General features: G+C 71.2%; 12 protein-coding genes and 4 pseudogenes. 5 read left to right on the top strand and 11 right to left on the bottom strand.

Annotated elements, in window-relative coordinates:
* Position 1 precedes the first annotated feature (1 nt).
* A complete protein-coding gene (locus tag IE252_RS30725; RefSeq protein ID WP_190092691.1) occupies positions 2–1,075 on the top strand; it encodes an endo-1,4-beta-xylanase in 1,074 nt (357 codons plus the stop codon).
* 66 nt (positions 1,076–1,141) lie between these two features.
* Here the strand turns inward: IE252_RS30725 and IE252_RS30720 are convergent, their stop codons facing one another.
* The 8 genes and pseudogenes from IE252_RS30720 to IE252_RS30685 all read right to left on the bottom strand — a co-directional run bounded on the left by IE252_RS30720 (position 1,142) and on the right by IE252_RS30685 (position 12,561).
* Positions 1,142–2,482: a jacalin-like lectin gene (locus IE252_RS30720; protein ID WP_190092810.1), complete on the bottom strand. Its 1,341-nt coding sequence runs from the start codon at positions 2,480–2,482 to the stop codon at positions 1,142–1,144.
* Between the two features lie 93 nt (positions 2,483–2,575).
* Entirely contained in the window at positions 2,576–4,729 is a 2,154-nt protein-coding gene (locus IE252_RS30715) for a glycoside hydrolase family 9 protein (protein WP_190092690.1), read from the bottom strand.
* 25 nt (positions 4,730–4,754) lie between these two features.
* Complete coding sequence (locus tag IE252_RS30710; protein WP_190092689.1) at positions 4,755–6,293, bottom strand: non-reducing end alpha-L-arabinofuranosidase family hydrolase; 1,539 nt, start codon at positions 6,291–6,293, stop codon at positions 4,755–4,757.
* 311 nt (positions 6,294–6,604) lie between these two features.
* Positions 6,605–7,531, bottom strand: a pseudogene (locus tag IE252_RS30705) (CE1 family esterase); the annotation flags it as partial.
* Positions 7,532–7,646: 115 nt separating this feature from the next.
* Positions 7,647–9,110: pseudogene (locus IE252_RS30700) on the bottom strand (glycoside hydrolase family 10 protein); the annotation flags it as partial.
* Positions 9,111–9,207: 97 nt separating this feature from the next.
* On the bottom strand, positions 9,208–10,332 hold the full coding sequence (locus IE252_RS30695) for an SGNH/GDSL hydrolase family protein (protein ID WP_190092687.1): 1,125 nt from the start codon (positions 10,330–10,332) through the stop codon (positions 9,208–9,210).
* Between the two features lie 493 nt (positions 10,333–10,825).
* On the bottom strand, positions 10,826–11,557 hold the full coding sequence (locus IE252_RS30690; protein WP_190092686.1) for a FadR/GntR family transcriptional regulator: 732 nt from the start codon (positions 11,555–11,557) through the stop codon (positions 10,826–10,828).
* Positions 11,557–12,561: an aldo/keto reductase gene (locus IE252_RS30685; protein ID WP_190092685.1), complete on the bottom strand. Its 1,005-nt coding sequence runs from the start codon at positions 12,559–12,561 to the stop codon at positions 11,557–11,559. The genes IE252_RS30690 and IE252_RS30685 overlap by 1 nt, the downstream gene beginning before the upstream one ends.
* A gap of 55 nt (positions 12,562–12,616) precedes the next feature.
* On the opposite strand from IE252_RS30685, the pseudogene IE252_RS30680 reads away from it, so the two are divergent.
* Both IE252_RS30680 and IE252_RS44600 read left to right on the top strand, forming a co-directional pair.
* Positions 12,617–13,365 (top strand): annotated as a pseudogene (locus IE252_RS30680) (hypothetical protein); the annotation flags it as partial.
* Positions 13,343–13,741 carry a hypothetical protein gene (locus IE252_RS44600; protein ID WP_506417296.1) on the top strand — a complete coding sequence of 133 codons (399 nt, stop codon included), beginning with the start codon at positions 13,343–13,345 and terminating at the stop codon, positions 13,739–13,741. The pseudogene IE252_RS30680 and the gene IE252_RS44600, both read left to right, overlap by 23 nt.
* A 140-nt stretch (positions 13,742–13,881) precedes the next feature.
* Here IE252_RS44600 and xylA read toward each other — a convergent pair whose 3' ends face one another.
* A complete protein-coding gene (gene xylA / locus IE252_RS30675) occupies positions 13,882–15,054 on the bottom strand; it encodes a xylose isomerase (protein ID WP_190092684.1) in 1,173 nt (390 codons plus the stop codon).
* 94 nt (positions 15,055–15,148) lie between these two features.
* Here xylA and xylB point away from each other — a divergent pair, with 94 nt between their 5' ends.
* Both xylB and IE252_RS30665 read left to right on the top strand, forming a co-directional pair.
* Positions 15,149–16,579 carry a xylulokinase gene (xylB, locus tag IE252_RS30670; protein WP_190092683.1) on the top strand — a complete coding sequence of 477 codons (1,431 nt, stop codon included), beginning with the start codon at positions 15,149–15,151 and terminating at the stop codon, positions 16,577–16,579.
* A gap of 72 nt (positions 16,580–16,651) precedes the next feature.
* On the top strand, positions 16,652–17,818 hold the full coding sequence (locus IE252_RS30665; protein ID WP_190092809.1) for an ROK family transcriptional regulator: 1,167 nt from the start codon (positions 16,652–16,654) through the stop codon (positions 17,816–17,818).
* A 1,121-nt stretch (positions 17,819–18,939) separates the two neighbouring features.
* Here IE252_RS30665 and IE252_RS30655 read toward each other — a convergent pair.
* Together IE252_RS30655 and IE252_RS30650 are read right to left on the bottom strand one after the other, a co-directional pair.
* Positions 18,940–19,434: a hypothetical protein gene (locus IE252_RS30655; protein WP_190092682.1), complete on the bottom strand. Its 495-nt coding sequence runs from the start codon at positions 19,432–19,434 to the stop codon at positions 18,940–18,942.
* 369 nt (positions 19,435–19,803) lie between these two features.
* Positions 19,804–20,019, bottom strand: a pseudogene (locus tag IE252_RS30650) (hypothetical protein); the annotation flags it as partial.

Genomic DNA, 20,019 nt, shown 5'->3' with positions numbered 1-20,019 from the left:
CATGCGCGCACCCGCACGTCGTTCCCGTATCAGGTCATCCGCCCTCGCCGCCTGCGCGGCCCTCTTACTCGGACTTGCGGCCGCTCCGGCCGCCGACGCCGCGAGCCCCGACCGGCACCGGGCGACCACCCTTGACGAGCTGGCCCGCCGGCACGGCCGGTACTTCGGCTCGGCCGTCGACAACCCGGAGCTCACCGACGCCGCGTACGCCGATCTGCTCGGCCGCGAGTTCGGCACCACCACTCCCGGCAACGGCATGAAGTGGTACGCGACCGAACCCCGGCGCGGGGTGTTCGACTTCACCGCCGGGGACGAGATCGTCTCCTACGCCCGCGCCCACCACCTCAAGGTCCGCGGCCACACCCTGCTGTGGCACAGCCAACTGCCCGGTTGGCTCACCTCCGGCACCTGGACCGCCGACGAACTGCGCGCCATCCTCAAGAACCACATCACACAGGTCGTGAAGCACTACCGCGGCAAGGTCTTCGCCTGGGACGTCGCCAACGAGATCATGAGCGAGGACGGCACCTACCGCGAGAACCTCTTCTACCGCACGCTGGGCCCCGGATACATCGCCGACGCCCTGCGCTGGGCCCGCGCCGCCGACCCCAAGGCCAAGCTGTACCTCAACGACTACAACGTCGAGGACATCGGCGCGAAGTCCGACGCGTACTACACGCTGATCAAGCGGCTCAAGGCCGACGGGGTGCCCGTCGACGGCTTCGGGATGCAGGCCCACCTCGCGCTGCAGTACGGCTTCCCGGGCCGGCTGCCGCAGAACGTCCAGCGCTTCGCCGACCTCGGCGTCGACGTCGCGCTGACCGAACTCGACATCCGGATGGCCCTGCCCGCCGACACGGCGAAGCTGGCCCAGCAGGCCGACTGGTACGGGAGGGTCACCGGCGCCTGCCTCGCCGTAAAGCGGTGCGTGGGCATCACGGTCTGGGGCTACTCCGACCGGCACTCGTGGATCCCGAGCACCTTCCCGGGCGAGGGCGCGGCCCTGCCGTGGGACGAGAACCTCCGGCACAAACCGGCCTACGACGCGATCCGCCAGGCGCTCACGGCGGCATGACCCGCTGAACGCCTGGCGAACGAGGACGCCCACGGCCGCGGCGAAAGCCGGGGGCGGCGGTGGGCGTCAGCGCGGGGTGTCGATGAAGCCGGTCTTGTCGACCTCGTCGCCCGAGCGGCCGTGGAACCCGGTGATCTGCCAGCCGGGAGGCGCGCTGTGGGTGACACAGTCGGAAGTGGTGGAGCCACCGGCGAGCGTGCGGCCGAGGTTCGTCGTGAACCTGGCGGAGGAGATCCGTGTACGGCCGTCCTTCTGGGCCCGGCACAGGTTCGCGGTGGTCACATACTCACCGGTGGCGAGCGTCAGCGCGGACGCCGTACCGCCGGTGCCGCCATGGGTGAGTGCGGTGCCGTTGTCCAGGGTCATGCTCATACGGTCGATCCGGGAGCCGGAGCCCAGGGCGACGGTGGTGACGCGGGCGTTGGCGGGGATGCTGTCGATGTCGTTGAAGTAGTCCCCGTGGGGTCCGCCGAACGGGTCGCTCAGCCGGAAGGCGGGGTTGCGGCTCCAGGCGAAGCCCACCGTGATGGGGTCGTGGTCGGAGAGCATGAGTCCGCCTGCGGAGAGGAAGGCGGCGTGCTCGTTGGCGTAGGACGTGGCGTTCAGGGAGACGAGTGTGCTGCCGCGGTACAGCACCTTGTCCACGACCTCGCAGGTGTTGGGCACCGTCGGCTGTGACTGGTCGCAGACGAGGGCGTCGCTGCCCTTGGCGGGCGGGACGCCGCCGCGGATGCGCTCGACCCAGGCGTCGGTGAGGCCGTTGGCGGCGGCGAACTCGGCGATGGTGTCGCCGGTGCGGGTGTAGCGGGTGTTCGTATCGCCCATGACGACCACCGCGTTGCCCGCCGAGTGGGTTTTGATGAAGGCGGTGAGCTGGTTCAGGTTGTCCGCACGGGCCGCGAGGTCTCCTTTGTTGGTGCCGGCGTTGGTGTGGAGGTTGTAGAAGTCCACGTACACGCCTTCGGCGAGGCGCTCCCGGTTGAAGGTGAAGCCCTTGGGGGTCAGACAGTCGCCCGAGTCGTACTGGCAGGACTTCCAGCGCACCCTGGCGAAGTCGTCCTCGTCGTAGGGGGCCTTCGACAGGGTGTTGAGCCCGCTGCCGATGCCCGCCCCTCCGCTGGTGGGAGTGCGGTGGGTGTGGGCGGTGTCGGCCGCGTACAGGCGGGCGTGGTAGTTGAAGTCCTCCTGGACGTGGACGATGTCGTACGGGGCGATGCGCCGGCCGATCTCCGTCGTGCTGGGCTCGCGCGGCGTCGGGGCGCTGGAGAGGACCTCGGGGAGTCCGGCGACGTTGTAGGTGAGCACGCTGAAGGTGCCCGAGTCGGCGGCCGCCGACGGCGGCGCCAGCGCGGTGAGTCCGGCGAGAGCGACTGCCGTAGTGGTCAGGCAGGTGAGGAGTCTGCGCATGGGGTCCTCCCGGAAGGTGCGTGACACGGTCGGGTGGTACGGCGGCGGCCGGGCCGGTGCGCTCTGGTGCGCCCCGGCCCGGCCGACCGTGGATCAGGTGCAGGTGCTCCCGTTCAGGCTGAAGGCCGTGGGCGGGGGAGTGGTCCCGGTGTGTGTTCCCTGGACTCCGAAGCTCACTGTCGTGCCGGGGGCGATGGTCCGGTTCCAACCGGCGTCGCGGGCGACGACCGCGGCGCCGTTCTGGGTGACGGTCGCGTTCCAGGCGCTGGTGACGCGCTGCTCGCCCGGGTAGGTCCAGTGCAGCTGCCAGCCGTCCACAGCGGTGGGGCTGGTGTTCTTGACCGTGACGGTCGCGGTGAAGCCGGTGCTCCAGACGTTGTCGCTGCGGTAGGTCACCGTGCAGGCACCGGTGGGGGGTTCGCCGGTGGAGGTCCGCTCGGCGGCGTAGGCGGCCAGCCAGGCCAGCGGGGCGTTCCAGTTGACCGCCACCTCGTTGGTCGAGTACGAGCCGATGTCGTCGACGTAGCAGGCGGCGGGCGCGCAGCCCGGCAGCTTCTCCTTCGCCACCGGATCCTGGAGCCCGCTGTCGGGACCGCCCGCGAGCGACCCCGCCGGGGGATGGGGCAGCGAGGCGTCCAACTGGTGGGCCCAGAAGCGGTGGTGCTGGTTCTGCGAGGACGTCGTGCCGTAGCCGGATACGTAGGACTGGCCCAGGGCGTTGCGGCCGAGCAGGTAGTCCATGGTCTCCAGCGCGCCCGTGCGGTAGCGGCCGTCGCCCGTCAGCTCCCCGGCGACGGCCATGACGACCGCGTCGCCCGCGACCTCTCCGTTGGAGCCCCAGAAGTAGCCGTCCACCGGGACGGGCACCGCGTACCCCTGGGCGGCCATCCGGGACAGGTAGCCGTCGGCGGCGGAGGTCACCGAGGAGCGGACGCGGGCCAGGTCCGTGGCGGGCAGCCCGTTGGGGACGGTGGCCAGGGTGAGGCGGCCGAGGGCGGCCGTGTCCGCCCAGCCGAAGCCGTAGGCGGAGAAGGCGGTCGGGGAGGTGTGCCAGGTGGAGGAGGTGACCGCGTCCCGGTAGCCGCTCTCGCCGGTCGTGGCGTACAGCTCGGCCGCCGCCCAGTAGAACTCGTCGGTGACCTGGGTGTCGCCGTAGGCGCCGCCGCCCGTGCTGTCGGCATCGGGCGCGTACAGGGCCGGGTTGGACTGGGCTGCCCGCCAGGCCCGGCGGGCGGCCGACAGGCAGCGGTCGGCGAACGCGGCGTCGTACGGCCGGAAGACCCGGGCGCACTGCGCGGCGGCCGCCGCGAGGTTGAGGGTCGCCGCCGTGGACGGGCGGTGCAGCTCGCGCGCCTGGGCGTCCTGGTCGGGGCGGAGCGGCATGCCGGTCCAGGCCGCGTCGTGGACCTTGTGGAACGCCAGGCCCGCGTACGGCTTGCCCTCGGGCACCTGCATCCGCATCAGGAAGTCCAGCTCCCAGCGCGCCTCGTCGAGGACGTCGGGTATGCCGTTGCCGCGCTCGGGGACGCGCAGGGTCGAATCTCCCAGGGCCGCCTGCCCGCCCGCGCGTTTGGCCCGCTCGAAGGAGTTGACCATCAGCCAGGTGGATATGCCCCCGTTGACCACGTACTTGCCGTGGTCGCCCGCGTCGTACCAACCGCCCCTGACGTCCTGGGTGTAGTCGCACACGGTGGCCTGGCACGGCACGGACGTGTCGCCCTTGTTGGGTGCGACGCCGAGGTGTCCGGCCGGGCGGGCGTAGGCGGAGCCCACCAGAGAGGCGTCGATGGGGATGCCGCTGCGCTGGTGGTAGAAGAACGCCATCGCGTCGGAGCGCAGCGTGTCGTACAGGTTCGCGCGGATGTCGAAGGGCACGCTGCCGCTGCCGTCCACCGCCAGGACGTATCCCGAGCCGGACCCCCGGTACGAGGAGAAGTCGGCCACCTGGACGGACTGGCCGGAGGGGGCGTCCGCGCCGCGCGGGGCGGTCGCCCCCGAGGCGACGACCGTCCCGGAGGCGTTGCGCAGCTGCCAGGCGAGCGACTGGGCGGCGGTGGTGACGACGGTGGCGCGCTTGGGGCCGTCCGGCAGATAGCCGAACTGGTTGACGCGCACGGCCGTGGTCGCCGCCGCGGAGGTGGCGGCGGCCGAGGCGGGCGCGGACAGCAGGCCGCCGATCAGGAGGGAACCCGTCAGCGCGGCGGCGGCGAGGCGTCTGGGATGGCGTGACGAAGCGGTGGGGGGCATGAGCGGCTCCGGGGCGTCGGCGGGGTCAGCAGGGGGAGTTGGTCTGGGTGAGCAGTCCCATGCGCCAGGGCAGGCGGAGGTAGTCGCCCCCGGCGTTGGGGTCCATGCCCTGGTAGACGTACTGGAGGCGGCACGGATCGATGGTGAGGCTCTGGTCGTTGCCGGCGCGGACCATCTCGCCGTGGCTGATGTCCTGTGTCCAGGCGCCGCCGGGGAAGGTGACGTTGGCGCGGCCGGCGAAGGGTTCGTTCTCGGTGGCGGCCAAGGGGGTCCAGCTGCCGGTGAGCGAGGGGGAGGTGAAGGAGCGGAAGTAGCGTCGGCCGGAGGAGCCGATGGCCTCCTGGACGAGCAGGTACTGGTCGCGTCCGGCAACCTTGTACACGTTGCTCGCCTCGAACAGGTTGAACCGGCTGTCCGACAGGACGATGTGGGTGTCCGTGAAGCCGTTCGGGAAGTTCGCCAGGCTGGTGTGGGCGCGGTAGACGTGGCCGTTGTCGTCGCTGAAGAACAGGTGGCAGTCGGACGTGTCGCAGATGACCCAGAAGTCGATCCAGGTGCCGGGGCCCTTGTTCTGGGTGACGATCGGCGGCTCCTGGGAGATGAAGGTGCGCGGCGCGGACCAGGAGTGCGGGTCGGCGGGGTTGGTGCTGGTGGAGTAGGTGGGCGGACCGGTCTGGTAGACCATGTACCACAGGTTCTGCGGCGCGAAGTAGAACACCTGTGGCGCGGCCCGGTAACCGGGGCCCATGGGCGAGGTGTCGAGGTAGGTGTGCGGCGCGGAGGCCGCCTGGGACCAGTCGTTGAAGGCGAACTGCACCAGACCCCAGCCGGACGGGCTGGCGGTCGTCGCGTAGGTCAGCCACTGGTTGTTGTACCGGATGACCGAGAAGTCCTTGATCGCCAGTGTCTGCGGATGCTGGGCGTCCGGCTTCGGACCGGCCAGCACGCCGCTGGAGGACCAGCGGAACGTCGACGGCAGAGAGCCGCCGCCGGAACCGACGCGGACCGGTTGCCACTGCTGGTTGGCTCCGCCCCAGTCGGCGTACTGCACGACCTTGGCGCCGTCCGCGGTGGAGCCGCCCTGTACCTCGACGGCTTTGCCGCTGTTGCGGTTGATCAGCCGGACGTGGCCGTCCGGTGAATCGGCGAGCCGGAACTGCTGGTTGGTGCCGTTGTGGTCGCTCCACTGCACGATGTCCGCCCCGTCGGCGGTGGAGTGGGAGTAGACGTCCAGCACCTTGTTCGAGTGCTGGGCCCGCAGCCGGTAGTAGCCGTCGCCCGAGTCGACGAACTGGAACCGCTGCTGGGCCCCGTCGGTGCGGGTCGCCTGGGTGAGGCGTGCGCCGTCGCCGGTGGCCGCGCCGGACACCTCCAGGGCCTTCCCGCTGCCCCGGTTGACCAGCACGTACCACGCGTTCGGATCCACGGTGGCGGCCCGCGCCATTCCGGTCGCGCCGAGGGCGGCCAGGAGCCCCGCCAGCAGGACGGTTACCGTGCCGAGCACCGTGCTTCGCCTGCCGCGCCTTCGCCAGGCGGTCGTGCGGGGTGAGCGCTTGCGCGTCATCTGCATCTCCTTCGTCGTTGCGGTCGCCGGTGCGCCGGGGGTCTGCTGCTGGCCGCCCTGGGACTGGAAGCGCTAGTGGGCATCCCGGCGGACGCGGTGGGTGACGTGGGGGACTGGGAGCGCTCCCAAGATTCGAAATACCGAACGTGGGTCGATGGATCGAAGATTTGAGGCGGACAGTAGTGATGTGCGGAGGAGTCGTCAACAGGTGCGGGCGGTACGGGAGTTGTGACCGCGACTCACCGGGGTTCCGTGTTCGTCCGCGGCGCCCAGACGCTTGTCGCCCTAGACCATGAGCTGCTTGCCGGTGGGCGTGGGGGAGTGGTCGTCGACTTGAACTGCGAGAAGAACTTCCATACCTCTCCCGAGGTCCAGGTGCGCCAGCCGTCACCGGTGGACCCGTCTATCGGGCCGGGGTCGTGACCGGCTCCGTCGAACGCGGCCCACACGACCGGATACCCGGTCCTGCAACCGGAGTAGGCGGTGACGATGTGCGTCAGGCTGCCGTACGCCGGCTCGGGCGGGTTCTGCTGGGTGCAGCCGTTGGCCTTGGCGAACGTGTCGCGCAGCGCCCGTCCCGAGGAGATGGGCAGCACGTTGTCCCGGAGGCCGTGGAGCCCCATGTACGCGATGGGCTGGGTGCCGCCGGCGCACCCGCTGAGGTTCGCGCCGGAGTAGACCGCGACCGCGCGGAAGACCGTCGCCCGGGCGCAGGCGAGTGCGTACGACATGGCACCGCCGTAGCTGAATCCCGTGGAAAAGAGCTGCGTGGTGTCGATGCACAGGCCCGTCTCGAGCTGGCGGACCATGTCGTCGACGAAGGTCAGGTCCTGACCGCCTGAATTCGCCCAGCCGTTGTTGATGCCCTGGGGTGCCACGAAGATCGTGCTGTTGTTCGCGCCGTCCGCCAGCCGCCTGAGTCCGTAGTAGGACCAGTTGTAGCCGTCGGTTCCGCCCGAGTCGACCTCGTTGGCGGTGCCGCCCAGCCAGTGGAAGCCGAACACCAGCCGGTAGGGGTGGTTCTGGTCGTAGTTGGCGGGCACCCGGAGGATGTAGCCGCGGTTCTGGCCGCTGCTGGAGATCGTGTGCGTACCGCTGGTCAGGGTCGGAGCCTTGCCGCATCCGGTGGTCGGTGCGGCGGCGCTGACACTGGTGGGCGACCTGCCCGCGTCCGGGCTGCTGCTCAGTGCCGTTCCGGCGGCGGTCATGACGAGAAGTGCTGCGGCCACAAAGGGCATGACGAGGGATTTGGCTCTCAACTGGTTCTCCTTGTTCCGTCGGGGGAGTCGGTCGCCCGTGTGCGCCTGCCGCGACACGGGGCCGGGGCGAGCGGTGGGCTGCTGCCTCACCTCACCTGAAGTTCCAGTGCTGGTTGGCGGCGCCGCTGGAGTCCCAGACCTGGACAGGGGTCCCGTTGGCGCTCTGCCCTGCGGGGACATCCAGCGCCCGCCCGGAAGCGACGTTGGTCAAGGTGTACGAGCCGTCGCCGTTCTGGCTCGCCCGCCAGTGCTGGTTCGCACCGCTGTGGCCGTCCCAGATCTGCATGCGGGTGCCGTTGCCCGTCTGATCGCCCGGCTCGTCCAGGACCCGCCCGCTGCCGATGTTCGTCAGCGTGTACGAGCCGTCGCCGTTCTGATCCGCCCGCCACTGCTGGTTCGCACCGCCGTTGGCATCCCAGACCTGCACAGGGGTGCCGTTCGCCGTCTGACCGCCCGGAACATCCAGCACCCGGGAGGCGGCCACACTGCCCAGCGAGTACACCGTGCCCGAGACGATGCCCCCGGGATTGCCGGTGCTGCCGCCCAGTGCGGACAGGGTGGCGCCGTAGGCCGACTTCTTGTTGCCGTTGCCGTCGAACAGCAGCGGGTTCTCCCCCGGCCGCCACGAGTCGGTGTCCCTGATCCCCCACGCGGTGAGGCCGGTGCAGCGGGCGACGTTCAGGCACGCCTGGACCGTGTTGGCGTAGGCGGTCGGCGGTGCCTGGGCGATGTCGAGTTCGGTGATCTGGACGTCGACCCCGAGGGCGGCGAAGTTGGACAGGGTGGTCCGGAAGCTCGCCGGCGGGCCGCCGGCGCCGAAGTGGCTCTGGAGGCCGACGCAGTCGATGGGCACGCCGCGCGACTTGAAGTCCTTCACCATCGCGTAGACGCCCTGCGTCTTGGCGTCGGTCCAGTTCTCGATGTTGTAGTCGTTGTAGCAGAGCTTGGCCGACGGGTCGGCGGCCCGCGCGGTGCGGAACGCCTCCTCGATGAAGCCGTTGCCGAGCACGTTCTGGAACACCGAGCTGCGGTGCTGGGTGGAGCCGTCGGCGAAGGCCTCGTTGACCACGTCCCAGGCGTAGATCTTGCCCTTGAAGTGGTTCATCTCGCTGGTGATGTGGTTGTTCATCACACCGCGCAGCGTGTTCGCGTCCCTGATGCTGTTGACCCAGCCGGGCAGCTGCGAGTGCCACACCAGCGTGTGGCCGCGCATCCGCTGACCGTGCGCGGTGGCGTGGCTGACTATCCCGTCGGCCGGGCCGAAGTTGAAGTTGCCGCGTGAGGGCTCGGTGGTGTCCCACTTCATCTCGTTCTCCGGGGTGATCATGTTGAACTCCCGGTCGAGAATCGTGGAGTACGTCGCGTCGCTGAGCCTCCCGGCAGCCACGGCCGTGCCGAAATAGCGGCCGTTGGCGGCGGCGGCCGCACCGAGCGTGCCGGGAGCCGCATGGGCCTGTGGGGCCACTGTTCCGGCCAGGGCCAGTGCGGTGCCGACGGTCAGACCGGCGGCCGAGACCAGGGTCCTGCGGAGACGGGGCTCCTTGCTGAGCCAGGACATGGGGGATCACTCCTTGTGCGTGGGGGAGAAGCAGGGAGCACTGGGGAGAGAGGCACCGATCACGGGACGGAGCCGTGGCGCTGCCAAGTCACGGAGTTCAGAAGACCGGCAGAGTGGTCCATTGCTGATTTACGCCGCCGTTGCAGTCCCACAGGACCTGTTGCGTGCCGTCGGCGGTCGACCCGCCGGGGTCGTCGAGGCAACGGCCGGAGACGGGGTTGCGATAGCCCCCGTTGTAGGCCTGCCACTGCTGGTTGGTGCCGCCGTTGCAGTCCCAGATCTGGATCTTCGTGCCGTTGGCGGTGCCGAGGCCGGTGGCGTCGAGACACTTCCCGAGCGCCCGCAGGGTGCCGTCGGAGTACGCGGACCAGAGCTGCGCGTCGGAGCCGTTGCAGGACCAGAGCTGCACGGCGGTCCCGTTGGCGCTGTTGCCGCCGTTGACGTCCAGGCACTTCCCCGCGACTCCGGAGCGCAGTTGCCCGCCCACGGGAACCGGTGGTTTGATCCAGCCCGCCGCGTCCGCTGCCTGGACCCCGGTGTTGAAGGCGTCCGCCATCTTGAGGAAGCCGCTGTCGTTGGGGTGCAGGGAGTCGGACAGGTCCGCCGCGGTCAGAGCGCTCATGTCGACCAGGCGTACGTGCTTGCCGGCGGCCTGCTCGGCCTGGACGATCGCGGGGAGCTTGGCGTTGAACGCGGGCCGGTAGGCCTCTTCGGTGGGGCTGGTGGAGACGATGACGGTGCCGACGAGGACGGTCGCGTCGGGTGCGGCGCGGGTGATCTGGTCGATGAGCGCGCGGAGCCGGTCGGCGGCGGTCGGGATCTGATAACCGCCGTTCAGATCGTTGGTGCCGATCTCCAGGGTGACCACGTTCGGCCGGTAGCGGGCCAGCACGGAGTCCGCGATGCCGGCGATCTGGTCGATCCGCCAGCCGGAGTGGCCCTCGTTGTCCGGGTCGGACATGGTGCCGTTGCGGCCCGAGCCGACGAAGTCGAGGGAGTGCCCCTCGGCGGCCAGCTGGCCGCGCAGGAAGTCCCGGTAGCTGTTGCCGGACGGGCTGCCGACGCCCCAGGTGATTGAGTCGCCCAACGGCATCAGCCGTAAGGCGGCGGGTGCGGCGGCGGAGGGCGCCTCGGTGCTGGTGGCGGCTTCTGCGGGCGCTGTGGCGCCCACGCCGAGCGCGGCCGTCAGTGCCGCGGCCAGGAGTGCGGAGTACTTCTTCATCAGCGTTCCTCACTGGTGGGGACAGTGGGTGCGGTGAACGGGCCCGCCGGTGGGCAAGCCGCTGTCGACGCCAGGCGGTTGTACTGGTTGCAGGACGTGGCCCTGTCGTCGGCGGTGACGCTCCGGGTGCTGGCGAGCCGGAAGCGCTTGAAGGTGCCGTTCTGTGCAGTGGGGTTGCAGAGAGGTTTCGGGGGGAGACAGTGGTCCCATCTCTGTGGGCTGTCAAGGGAGGTATCCCGCTTGCCAGGAACCTTGGCGCGGATTCGATTCGATGGCTGATTTCTACAGATCAGTGCGGTCGAGCAGGTCCGGTGTGGCGGCAGGTGGGCGGTGGTCGGCCCTCGTGGCGTGCGGCGCGGCGGGGTGCGCAGCTGCGTTCGAGGGCCGGGGCCGGATCACCCTGGCGCCCTCTATCTCTGAACCGGTCGTACCTCAACTACATCAGCGTCGAAGCGCTTTCATGGGATGGATCGCTGCGAAAGCGGTCTTTGGCTCAGCCGTGCTTCCCGGTCGAAGGAAGAGCATCCCGTACGGCTTCGGCGTTGCGCAGATGTTCGCGCAGCCACTGCTCGGTGTGGCTCACGTGCAGCAGCGCGGCGGCCTGGCTGAGTGCGGCATCGCGGTCCGAGAGCGCCGCGAAGATCGCCTCGTGCTCGGCGAGGGTCCGGTCCGCGGCCTGGCCGTCGACCAGGCCGCGCCAGATGCGCGCGCGCAGCGTACGTCCGGAGATGCCTTCGAGGAGGGTGAGCAGGGTCTCGTTGCCCGTGGCCGCGACGACGGCACGATGGAAGGAGGCGTCGTGGGCGTTGAGTTGCTCGACGTCCTCGCGCGCCTCGCGCATGGCGTCCAGGTGCTGTTTCACCTCGGCCAACTGCTCGTCGGAGATCCGCGTCGCCGCCAGCGCGGTGGCGAGCGGTTCGAGGAGCCGCCGTACCTCCATGAGGTCCAGCAGGGCGGCCGAGTCCCCCTGGAGGAGTTCGACCGCGCTGCCCAGTCCCTCCAGGAGCAGGCTGGGCTGCAGGCTGGTGACGTAGGTGCCGTCGCCCCGGCGGACCTCCAGGACCCGTGCGACGGCCAGCGCCTTGACCGCCTCGCGGGCCAGGTTGCGGGACAGGCCCAGCTGGTCTGCCAGGTCCTGCTCGGGCGGCAGCTTCGAGCCCGGAGGCAGTGCACCGGTGCGGATCAGTTCACGGATCCGCTCGATGGCCTTGTCCGTCAGGGACACTACGAACTCCTTCCGTGACCGTTCTCCGTCGGTGCGTCCCACCTGATGAGTCCATGGGTGCGAAGATCCTCCCACAGGCCCTCCGGGATGCGCCGACGGTGGAGATCCACGTTCCGTTCGACCTGCTCCGGATTCCGCATGCCCAGGGTGACGTTGATGATACTGGGGTGGGTGTACGGGAAGGCGATGGCGGCGGCGGGCAGGGTGGTGCCGTGCGCCTCGCAGATCTCGGCGATGTCTTGGGCGCGGGCGACGAGGTCCGGTGGGGCGTCCTGGTAGTCGTACTTCATGCCCTGGGCGGGCCGGTCGAGGGCGAGCAGGCCGGAGTTGAAGACGCCGACCGCGACGACGCTCTTGCCGTGTTCCCGCGCGGCGGGCAGGACGTCGTCCAGTGCCGACTGGTCCAGGAGCGTGTAGCGGCCGGCGAGCATCACCACGTCGGCGGCGGTCTCGCGCAGGAAGCGGGCCAGCATGGCCGACTGGTTCATCCCGGCGCCGATCGCGCCGATCACACCCTGGTCGCGCAGCTCCGCGAGCGTCGGCATGGCCTCATCGGAGGCTTGGCGCCAATGGTCGTCGGGGTCGTCCAGGTAGACGATGTCGAGGCGGTCCAGGCCCGTGCGGGCGAGGGTGTCCTCGATGGAGCGCAGGACGCCGTCGCGGCTGAAATCCCACCGGCGGCGCAGGTGGTCGGGAACGGCGAAGCCCTCGGTGTCGACGCCGCGCGGCGCCCCATGGGGCACGAGCAGCCGGCCGACTTTGGAGGAGACGACGTACTCGTCGCGCGGGCGACCCCGCAGTGCGGCGCCAAGGCGTACTTCGGACAGGCCGAGACCGTAATGGGGCGCGGCGTCGAAGTACCGGATACCCGCCTCCCAGGCCGCTGTGACGGCCGCTGCCGCGTCCTCGGACGGGGTGGCCCTGTACAAGTTGCCTATGACGGCGGCGCCGAAGCCTGGTTCGGTCAGTGCGACGGGTGTGTTCGTGATCGTCCGGCTGTGCAAGACGTGCTCCTCGGGTCGTATGGGTGCGAGAGGGGTGCCGTTCAGCGCACGACGTGCCGGCGAACTGACGCTGCGGGTGGACACCGCCGAGCCGTGGCAGCTGGAGTTCAGCGCCGGCGGCCGGGTGCTGAACTCGGTGGGCGAGCGCGGCACCGGGTTCGCCACCGGCGCCGACGGCCGCCACCACACGCTCGGTCAACTCTCCCTGGGCGTCGGCGAGCTGGTCTACGGCCTGGGGGAGTGGTTCACTCCCTTCGTCCGCAACGGCCAGGTGGTCGACATGGGGCAGGCGGACGGCGGCACCAGCAGCGAGCAGGCCTACAAGAACATCCCGTTCCATCTGACCAACCGGGGCTACGGCGTCTTCGTCAACCATCCGGGGAAGGTCAGCCACGAGATCGGCTCCGAGTCCGTCGGCCAGGTGCAGTTCAGCGTCGAGGACCAGTCGTTGGAGTACTTCGTCGTCCACGGCCCGACCCCCAAACGGATCTTGGAGCGCTACACCGCGCTCACCGGCCGCCCGGCGCTGCCCCCGGCCTGGGCGATCGGCCTGTGGCTGACCACCTCCTTCACCACCGACTACGACGAGGCGACCGTCAACCGCTTCGTCGGCGGCATGGCCGAGCGCGGTATCCCGAACCCCGCGGCCTGCGACTGGTACCAGGGCAAGCTGCGCGCCTGCTGGCCGTCGGCGTGGACTGCTTCAAGACCGACTTCGGCGAGCGCGTCCCCACCTAGGGGGTCTGGCACGACGGCTCCGACCCGCAGCGGATGCACAACTATTACACCCACCTGTACAACGAGGATCCTGACCGGCGAGGAGGTCACCGGTCCGCGCTGGATACGCGAACAGCACGGCTTCCACACCCTGCCGCTGCTCGCCCGCCCCGACTCCGTCATCCCGCTGGGGGCGGACGACCAGCATCCGGTCTCCGCCTGGGCCGAAGGCGTCGAGCTGCGGGTGCACGCCTTCGCCGACGGCGCCGAGCGCACCGTCGTGATCCCGCGCACCGAAGGTCCCGGTGAGACGGCCCGCTTCCAGGTGCGCCGCACGGGCGACCGCCTGCGGGTGACCACCGACAGCCCGCATCCCTGGCGGCTGCGGATCGGCGGCCCGGACGGCCCCCTGCACGTCAGTCCCGCCGGCACCGGTGAGGCCGAGGTTCCCTTCCCGGTCTGAGGGCGGCACCCCGACGCAACCATCCCGCGCGCCACCGTATGGGGCGCGCGGGATGGTTGCGCTTGTCGTTTGTTTCCTGCCCGGCAGCGTTCGTACGGAGCCGGGGCGCGCTGTACGCGTGCCCCGGCTCATGGACTTGGTCAGCGGGCGCCGAGGAGGTGTTCCAGGGCCAGCTGGTCCAGCTGCTCGAAGGCCATGCCGCGGGCGGCGGCGGCCTCGACGTCGAACTCCTCGAAGGCGGAGTTGTCCGACAGGAGGCCGGTCAGGCCGTCCTCGGCCGTGGGGAGGGCGAGTTCGGGCAGGCGGGAGGCGGCGAGCGCCGCCTGTACCTCCGGGTCGGCCCGGAAGGCGCGGGAGCGCTCGGCCAGCAGCAGGTAGTTGCGCATGCAGCCGGCCGCCGAGGCCCAGACGCCGTCGAAGTCCTCGGTGCGCGGGGGCTTGAAGTCGAAGTGGCGGGGGCCGTCGTAGCCGGCCGACTCCAGCAGGTCGACCAGCCAGAAGGCCTGGCGCAGGTCTCCCGCGCCGAAGCGCAGGTCCTGGTCGTACTTGATGCCGGACTGGCCGTTGAGGTCGATGTGGAACAGCTTGCCGTGCCATAGGGCCTGGGCGATGCCGTGCGGGAAGTTGAGCCCGGCCATCTGCTCGTGGCCGACTTCGGGGTTGACGCCGACCCGGTCGGGCCGCTCCAGCGCGTTGATGAACGCCAGGGCGTGGCCGACGGTGGGCAGCAGGATGTCGCCGCGCGGCTCGTTGGGCTTGGGCTCGATCGCGAAGCGCAGGTCGTAACCCTGTTGCTCGACGTACTCGCCCAGGAGGTCGAAGGCCTCCTTGAGCCGGTCGAGTGCGGTGCGTACGTCCTTGGCCGCGCCGGACTCGGCGCCCTCGCGGCCGCCCCAGGCGACGTAGACGGAGGCGCCGAGCTCCGCGGCCAGGTCGATGTTGCGGATCGTCTTGCGCAGCGCGTAGCGGCGTACGGCGCGGTCGTTGGCGGTGAAGGCGCCGTCCTTGAAGACCGGGTGGGTGAACAGGTTGGTGGTCGCCATCGGGACCTTCAGCCCGGCGGCGTCGAGCGCGGTGCGGAAGCGCTTGACGGCCTGCTCGCGTCCGGCGTCGCTGGTGCCGAACGGGATCAGGTCGTCGTCGTGGAAGGTGAGGCCGTAGGCGCCGAGTTCGGCCAGCCGCTGGACGGTCTCGACCGGGTCGAGGGCGGGGCGGGTGGCGTCGCCGAAGGGGTCGCGCCCCTGCCAGCCGACGGTCCACAGGCCGAAGGTGAACTTGTGCGCGGGGCTGGGAACGAGCGGGTCGCGGGACATGGAGCGGCTCCGGATCCGTGCGGAGATGGTTTGTAATGGCTCTCAACAAATTAGTATGCCGGAACGCGAGAAGGAACCCCCTCCGGAGGAACGCATGGCTCAGCAGCGTGTCGTGATCGGCGTCGACAGCTCGACGCAGTCCACCAAGGCCGTCGCCGTCGACATCGACACCGGCGCCGTCCTCGGCCTGGGCCGCGCCGCGCACACCGTCAGCGAGGACGGCGGCCGCGAGAGCGACCCCGAACGGTGGTGGGAGGCGCTCGAAGAGGCCGTGGTCCGAACAGGCTGCGCGGAGCGCGCGGGCGCCGTCTCGATCGCCGGGCAGCAGCACGGCCTGGTCACCCTCGACGCGGCCGGAGCCCCGATCCGCCCGGCACTGCTGTGGAACGACGTGCGCTCCGCGACCCAGGCGGCCGAGCTGCGGGACACGGTCGGCGCCGCGGACCTCGCCCGCCGCACCGGCAGCGTCCCGACCGCCGCCTTCACCGCCGCCAAGTGGGCCTGGCTGCGCGCCAACGAGCCCGCCGCCGCGGACCGGGTCGCGGCCGTACGGCTTCCCCATGACTTCCTGACGGAGCGGCTGACCGGCGAGGCGGTCACCGACCGCGGCGACGCCTCGGGAACCGGCTGGTGGGGCCCGGACGGCTACGACCGGGACATCCTGGCCCGCATCGGCCTCGACCCGGGTCTGCTGCCGCAGGTCCTCCCGGCCGGTGCGCGGGCCGGCACCGTCCGCCCCGGCACGCCGCTGCGCCAGGGCGCGCTGGTGGCCACCGGCACCGGCGACAACATGGCCGCCGCCCTCGGCCTCGGCCTGCTCCCCGGGCAGCCGGTGCTCAGCCTGGGCACCTCCGGGACCGTCTACGCCGTCGGCCGCACCAGGCCCGCCGACCCCAGCGGCACCGTCGCCGGTTTCGCCGACGCCCTCGGCGACTGGCTGCCGCTTGCCTGCACGCTCAACTGCACCCTCGCCGTCGACCGCTTCGCCGCTCTCCTGGGACGCGGCCGCGAGGAGGTCGAGGACGGCGGCACCGCGGTCGTCCTGCCCTACCTGGACGGCGAGCGCACCCCCGACCTGCCGGCCGCCTCCGGCCTCGTCCACGGGCTGCGCCACGACACCACCCCGGGGCAACTGCTCCAGGCCGCCTACGACGGCGCCGCCCACGCCCTGCTCGCCGCCCTGGACGGCGTACTGCGCGCGGGCGGCGAGGACCCGGCGGGCGACGAGCCGCTGCTCCTGATCGGCGGCGGCGCCCAGGGCCGGGCCTGGCGGCAAACCGTCCTGCGGCTGTCCGGCCGGGCGGTCCAGGTGCCCGCCGCCCAGGAACTGGTCGCGCTCGGCGCGGCCGCCCAGGCCGCCGCCCTGCTCACCGGCGAGCGCGCCGACGCCGTGGCACGCCGCTGGCGCACGGCCCAGGGCCCGGTCCTGGAGCCGGTGGACAAGGACGACGACGCGCTCGAACGGATCGGGGATACCCTGCGTCGGGCCGGGGCCTTGCAGGGCGCCCCGGCCACAGCACGGTAGGAGAAACGGCACGTGACGGTGGTCGGCAGGACGAACAGGGGCGCGGAGAACGGGCGGGCCTCGCAACAGGACATGCGCCGGCAGAACCTCGCGGTCGTCCTTGGCGCGGTCCGCGCGCACAGCCCGCTCTCGCGCGCGGACGTCGCCGGACGCGTCGGCCTCACCAGGGCGGCCGTCTCCTCCCTGGTCGACGAACTGATCGAACGCGGCGCGCTGAACGAGGCGCCGGCCACCGCCAGCGGCCGGGTCGGCCGCCCCGGCCGGGCACTGACCATCAGCGACCGCGGCCCCGCGGGCCTCGGCCTGGAGATCGGCGCCACCCACCTCGGCGCGTGCGTGGCGGACCTGCGCGGCGAGCCGCGGCTGTGGCGCAGGGTGGAACGGGACAACGCGGGCCGCCCGGCCGGACAGGTACTGGCGGAGGCCGCCGCGCTGGCCGCCGAAGTGGAGGCCGAGGCAGCGGCCCTCGGGCTGTGCGTCCAGGGGCGCGTCCTCGCCGTGCCCGGGGTGGTGCCGAACGAACCCGGCGGCCTCGTCGAGCGCGCGCCCAACCTCGGCTGGCACGGCATCCGCCTCGCCCACCACTGGCCCGACCAGAACACCGTGCCTGAGCCGGAGAACGAGGCCAACCTCGGTGCGCTGGCCGAGTACTGGAGCGCCGAGCTGCCCGCGCAGACCATCGTGCACGTCTCCGCGGAGACCGGCATCGGCGCTGCCCTGATCATCGAAGGCCGACTGTTCCGGGGGGCCCGCGGCTTCGCCGGCGAACTCGGCCACATTCCCGTCCAGCCGGACGGCCCCCGCTGCGCCTGCGGCGCCCGCGGCTGCCTTGAGCAGTACGCGGGCGAGGCGGCCGTGCTGCGCGCAGCCGGCCTTGCCGGGGACGCTCTCGGCCAGCACGGCGACGCGGTCGCCCTGCTGGCCGAGCGGGCGGGCGCCGGGCACGCGCCCACCCTGCGGGCCCTGGACGGCGCCGGGCGCGCCCTCGGCCTCGCCCTGGCGTCCGCCGTGGAACTCATCGACCCGGACTGCCTCGTCCTCGGCGGTGCCTACGCCGAACTGGCCGACTGGCTGCTCCCGTCCGTACGCGCCGAACTGGCCGCCCGGGTCACCGTGCGGCCCTGGGCCTCGGAGGCACTGCGCCCCTCCGCGCTGGGCCGACGCGGGCCGCTGCTGGGCGCGGCGCTGACGACCGTGCGCCGGATCATGGCCGATCCGACCCTGCTGCCCACCGGTTGACCCGAGACCCGCGCGTGGTCAGTCGTGCTCGACCACGACCATCGCGTGGCCGTCCGCGGTGGTGACCCGCACGTGGACGTACGCGCCGTCGTACTGCCAGGGCAACTCCTGCCCAGCGGGCTGCAGCCGCACCGAGCGCGGCGCGCCGTCGAGCTTGACGCGACGGGCACGTCGATGAGCGGGAACGGGTCGTGCACCAGGTCCAGCTCCGGGGTCTCCCGGGCCGGAACGAAGCTGACCAGGTGCACTACGGTGCCGCCGTCCGTCCGTACGACCGTGGTCTCCAGGTGGACCGGCCCGCCCGCGCGGAGGCTGATGACGGGTAAGTCCTCCCGGACACCGGGCACGCCCTGGCAGGCGAGGAAGACCTCACCGGCCGGTGCCGGGGCGAGCCCGTCGACCGGGAGGAGGCCGGGAAGGGCCGGTTCGGTGGCGTTCTTGAGCAGCGCCGGCCCGACCAGCGGTACGGCTCCGCCGGCCGTCCGGTAGGCGAGCAGGCGCTGCGCGAGGACGTCGTCCACCGGCGTGGTCTCGGGTACCACCACGGCCCGGTAGGCGCTCAGGTCGGCTGTCGGCGGGACCACGCCGAATTGCGCGCGCTTCCGAACCCCCTTTCAGGACCTGCTCACCCGGCTCGGCCACACCGACCCCGAGTCGGCCGCCGGTGCACTGCTGATGCTGTACGACGGCGCGATGGCAGCCGGCTACCTGGACGACTCGACGGGCGCCCACAAGACCCTGCTGGACACGGTCCGACTGATCCGCTCGGGAGGCTGACCCCGTCGAGGGCGCGCGGAGCAGCGGCCCTCTCACCGCGGCAATGGACCGGTGCGCCGTTGATGAACGTCGAGTCGCCGATCGACCCGTTCAACTGGCCCGGCACTGCGGCGACCTCGCGGCTTTCGGATCCCGCCCTACCCGGCCGCGATGCGCTACGTCGACGCCGCGTACGCCGAGCGCACCGCGAAGCCAGCCAGGCAGCGCAGCTCTTCCCGCGCGTGACGGCCTGCCCTGGAGCGGTCCGGGGCAGGCTGTCACGGTGAACGGTCAGTCAGATGGTGACGCACGGCGGTGAGGTTGGATGCACCCTCACGGCCCTTCGGCCCCACTGGCCGTACGGGTCAGCACGACGAGTACTCACCCCAGTTGGCGCCATTGGCGTAGGCGTGCCAGGAACCGCCAGCCTGGGAGCAGCCGTAGGGGATGGTGACGATCGCCTGCCAGGTGTCAGGGTTCGCTGAGTGAATGGGCACCCATCCGGAATACACGTCCTGCGGGCCGTCGACCGTGTCGCCGCTGGCGCACGCCTGTCCCACGTAGTTCAGCGTCTGCACGCACGGGTGCGCCGACCAGGCGGTGCCGCTGTGGCCGAGCCAGTAGTTGTGGGAGTACTGGAAGTGGGCGCGGACATAGCCGCAGCCGTCGTACTGCTGCTCAACCTGGCCCGCGTACACACCGCCGACGTTGATGTTGCCGGGGCTGCCGATGTCGATGGTGGTGCAACTGCTGGGGGCAGCCTGCGCGGTGCCGCCAACGCCGATGGCGGCGCCGCCGGCGAGACCGAGGGTGGCGGCGGTGAGGGCGATAGCGCGTCGAGTCTTGCGGAGCTTGAGCATGAGTGCTGTCTCCTGACTTGAGCGGCCTGGCCCGGGTCGGGGCCGGGCATCGGTTTGACCGTGGACGGAATGATCGTGTCTGGCTTTCGGGGTCCAGAAGGGGGCATGAGCAGCCGGCTCTGATTGGCCAGGCGTGACAGTGATTCGGCGCGCATCGCCCACCCCCTGGTCTTCGGTGACTCCGACTGCGGTGACGTTAGGGGCGCGGGTCCGTCGGCCGTCCTAGAGTCGTCCTAGTGCCAGGTCGGGGCGCTGATGGTGAAGGGCCGTGGGGAGCCGTGGCTATACGAGAACCGGGTCGCCCGCAGAGGAGGTTCGGGCCCCGTTCGATGCCAGGCCTTGGGCGACAGGCTCATCAGCGAACCCCGCTCACCAGAGTTCGGGCTTCACCTCGTGGAAGATGTCCACCACTTCCTGAGGAGTCAGCACCGGGGCGGTGAATCCGAGCCGGGCCGTGTGCTCCTCGAACTCCGGCGGTACCGCGAAGTGATGTTCGCGCACCAGGTGACCCGCGATGTCCGGCCAGATCCACTCGCCGTCGGTCTTCAGGCTGAAGCCACCCATGACCTCCTGCGAGGGGTTGAA

The organism is Streptomyces melanogenes (assembly GCF_014649795.1).
Lineage (GTDB): Bacteria > Actinomycetota > Actinomycetes > Streptomycetales > Streptomycetaceae > Streptomyces > Streptomyces noboritoensis.
Note: the sequence above shows the minus strand (reverse complement) of the source record. Positions and strands in the feature narration are given on the sequence as shown.

Excerpts from the sequence above, each read along its gene's own strand:
- IE252_RS30725 (WP_190092691.1), top strand. The coding sequence starts at position 2 with ATGCGCGCACCCGCACGTCGTTCCCGTATCAGGTCATCCGCCCTCGCC.
- IE252_RS30720 (WP_190092810.1), bottom strand. The coding sequence starts at position 2,482 with ATGCGCAGACTCCTCACCTGCCTGACCACTACGGCAGTCGCTCTCGCC.
- IE252_RS30715 (WP_190092690.1), bottom strand. The coding sequence starts at position 4,729 with ATGCCCCCCACCGCTTCGTCACGCCATCCCAGACGCCTCGCCGCCGCC.
- IE252_RS30710 (WP_190092689.1), bottom strand. The coding sequence starts at position 6,293 with ATGACGCGCAAGCGCTCACCCCGCACGACCGCCTGGCGAAGGCGCGGC.
- IE252_RS30695 (WP_190092687.1), bottom strand. The coding sequence starts at position 10,332 with ATGAAGAAGTACTCCGCACTCCTGGCCGCGGCACTGACGGCCGCGCTC.
- xylA (WP_190092684.1), bottom strand. The coding sequence starts at position 15,054 with ATGTCCCGCGACCCGCTCGTTCCCAGCCCCGCGCACAAGTTCACCTTC.
- xylB (WP_190092683.1), top strand. The coding sequence starts at position 15,149 with ATGGCTCAGCAGCGTGTCGTGATCGGCGTCGACAGCTCGACGCAGTCC.
- IE252_RS30665 (WP_190092809.1), top strand. The coding sequence starts at position 16,652 with ATGCGCCGGCAGAACCTCGCGGTCGTCCTTGGCGCGGTCCGCGCGCAC.
- IE252_RS30655 (WP_190092682.1), bottom strand. The coding sequence starts at position 19,434 with ATGCTCAAGCTCCGCAAGACTCGACGCGCTATCGCCCTCACCGCCGCC.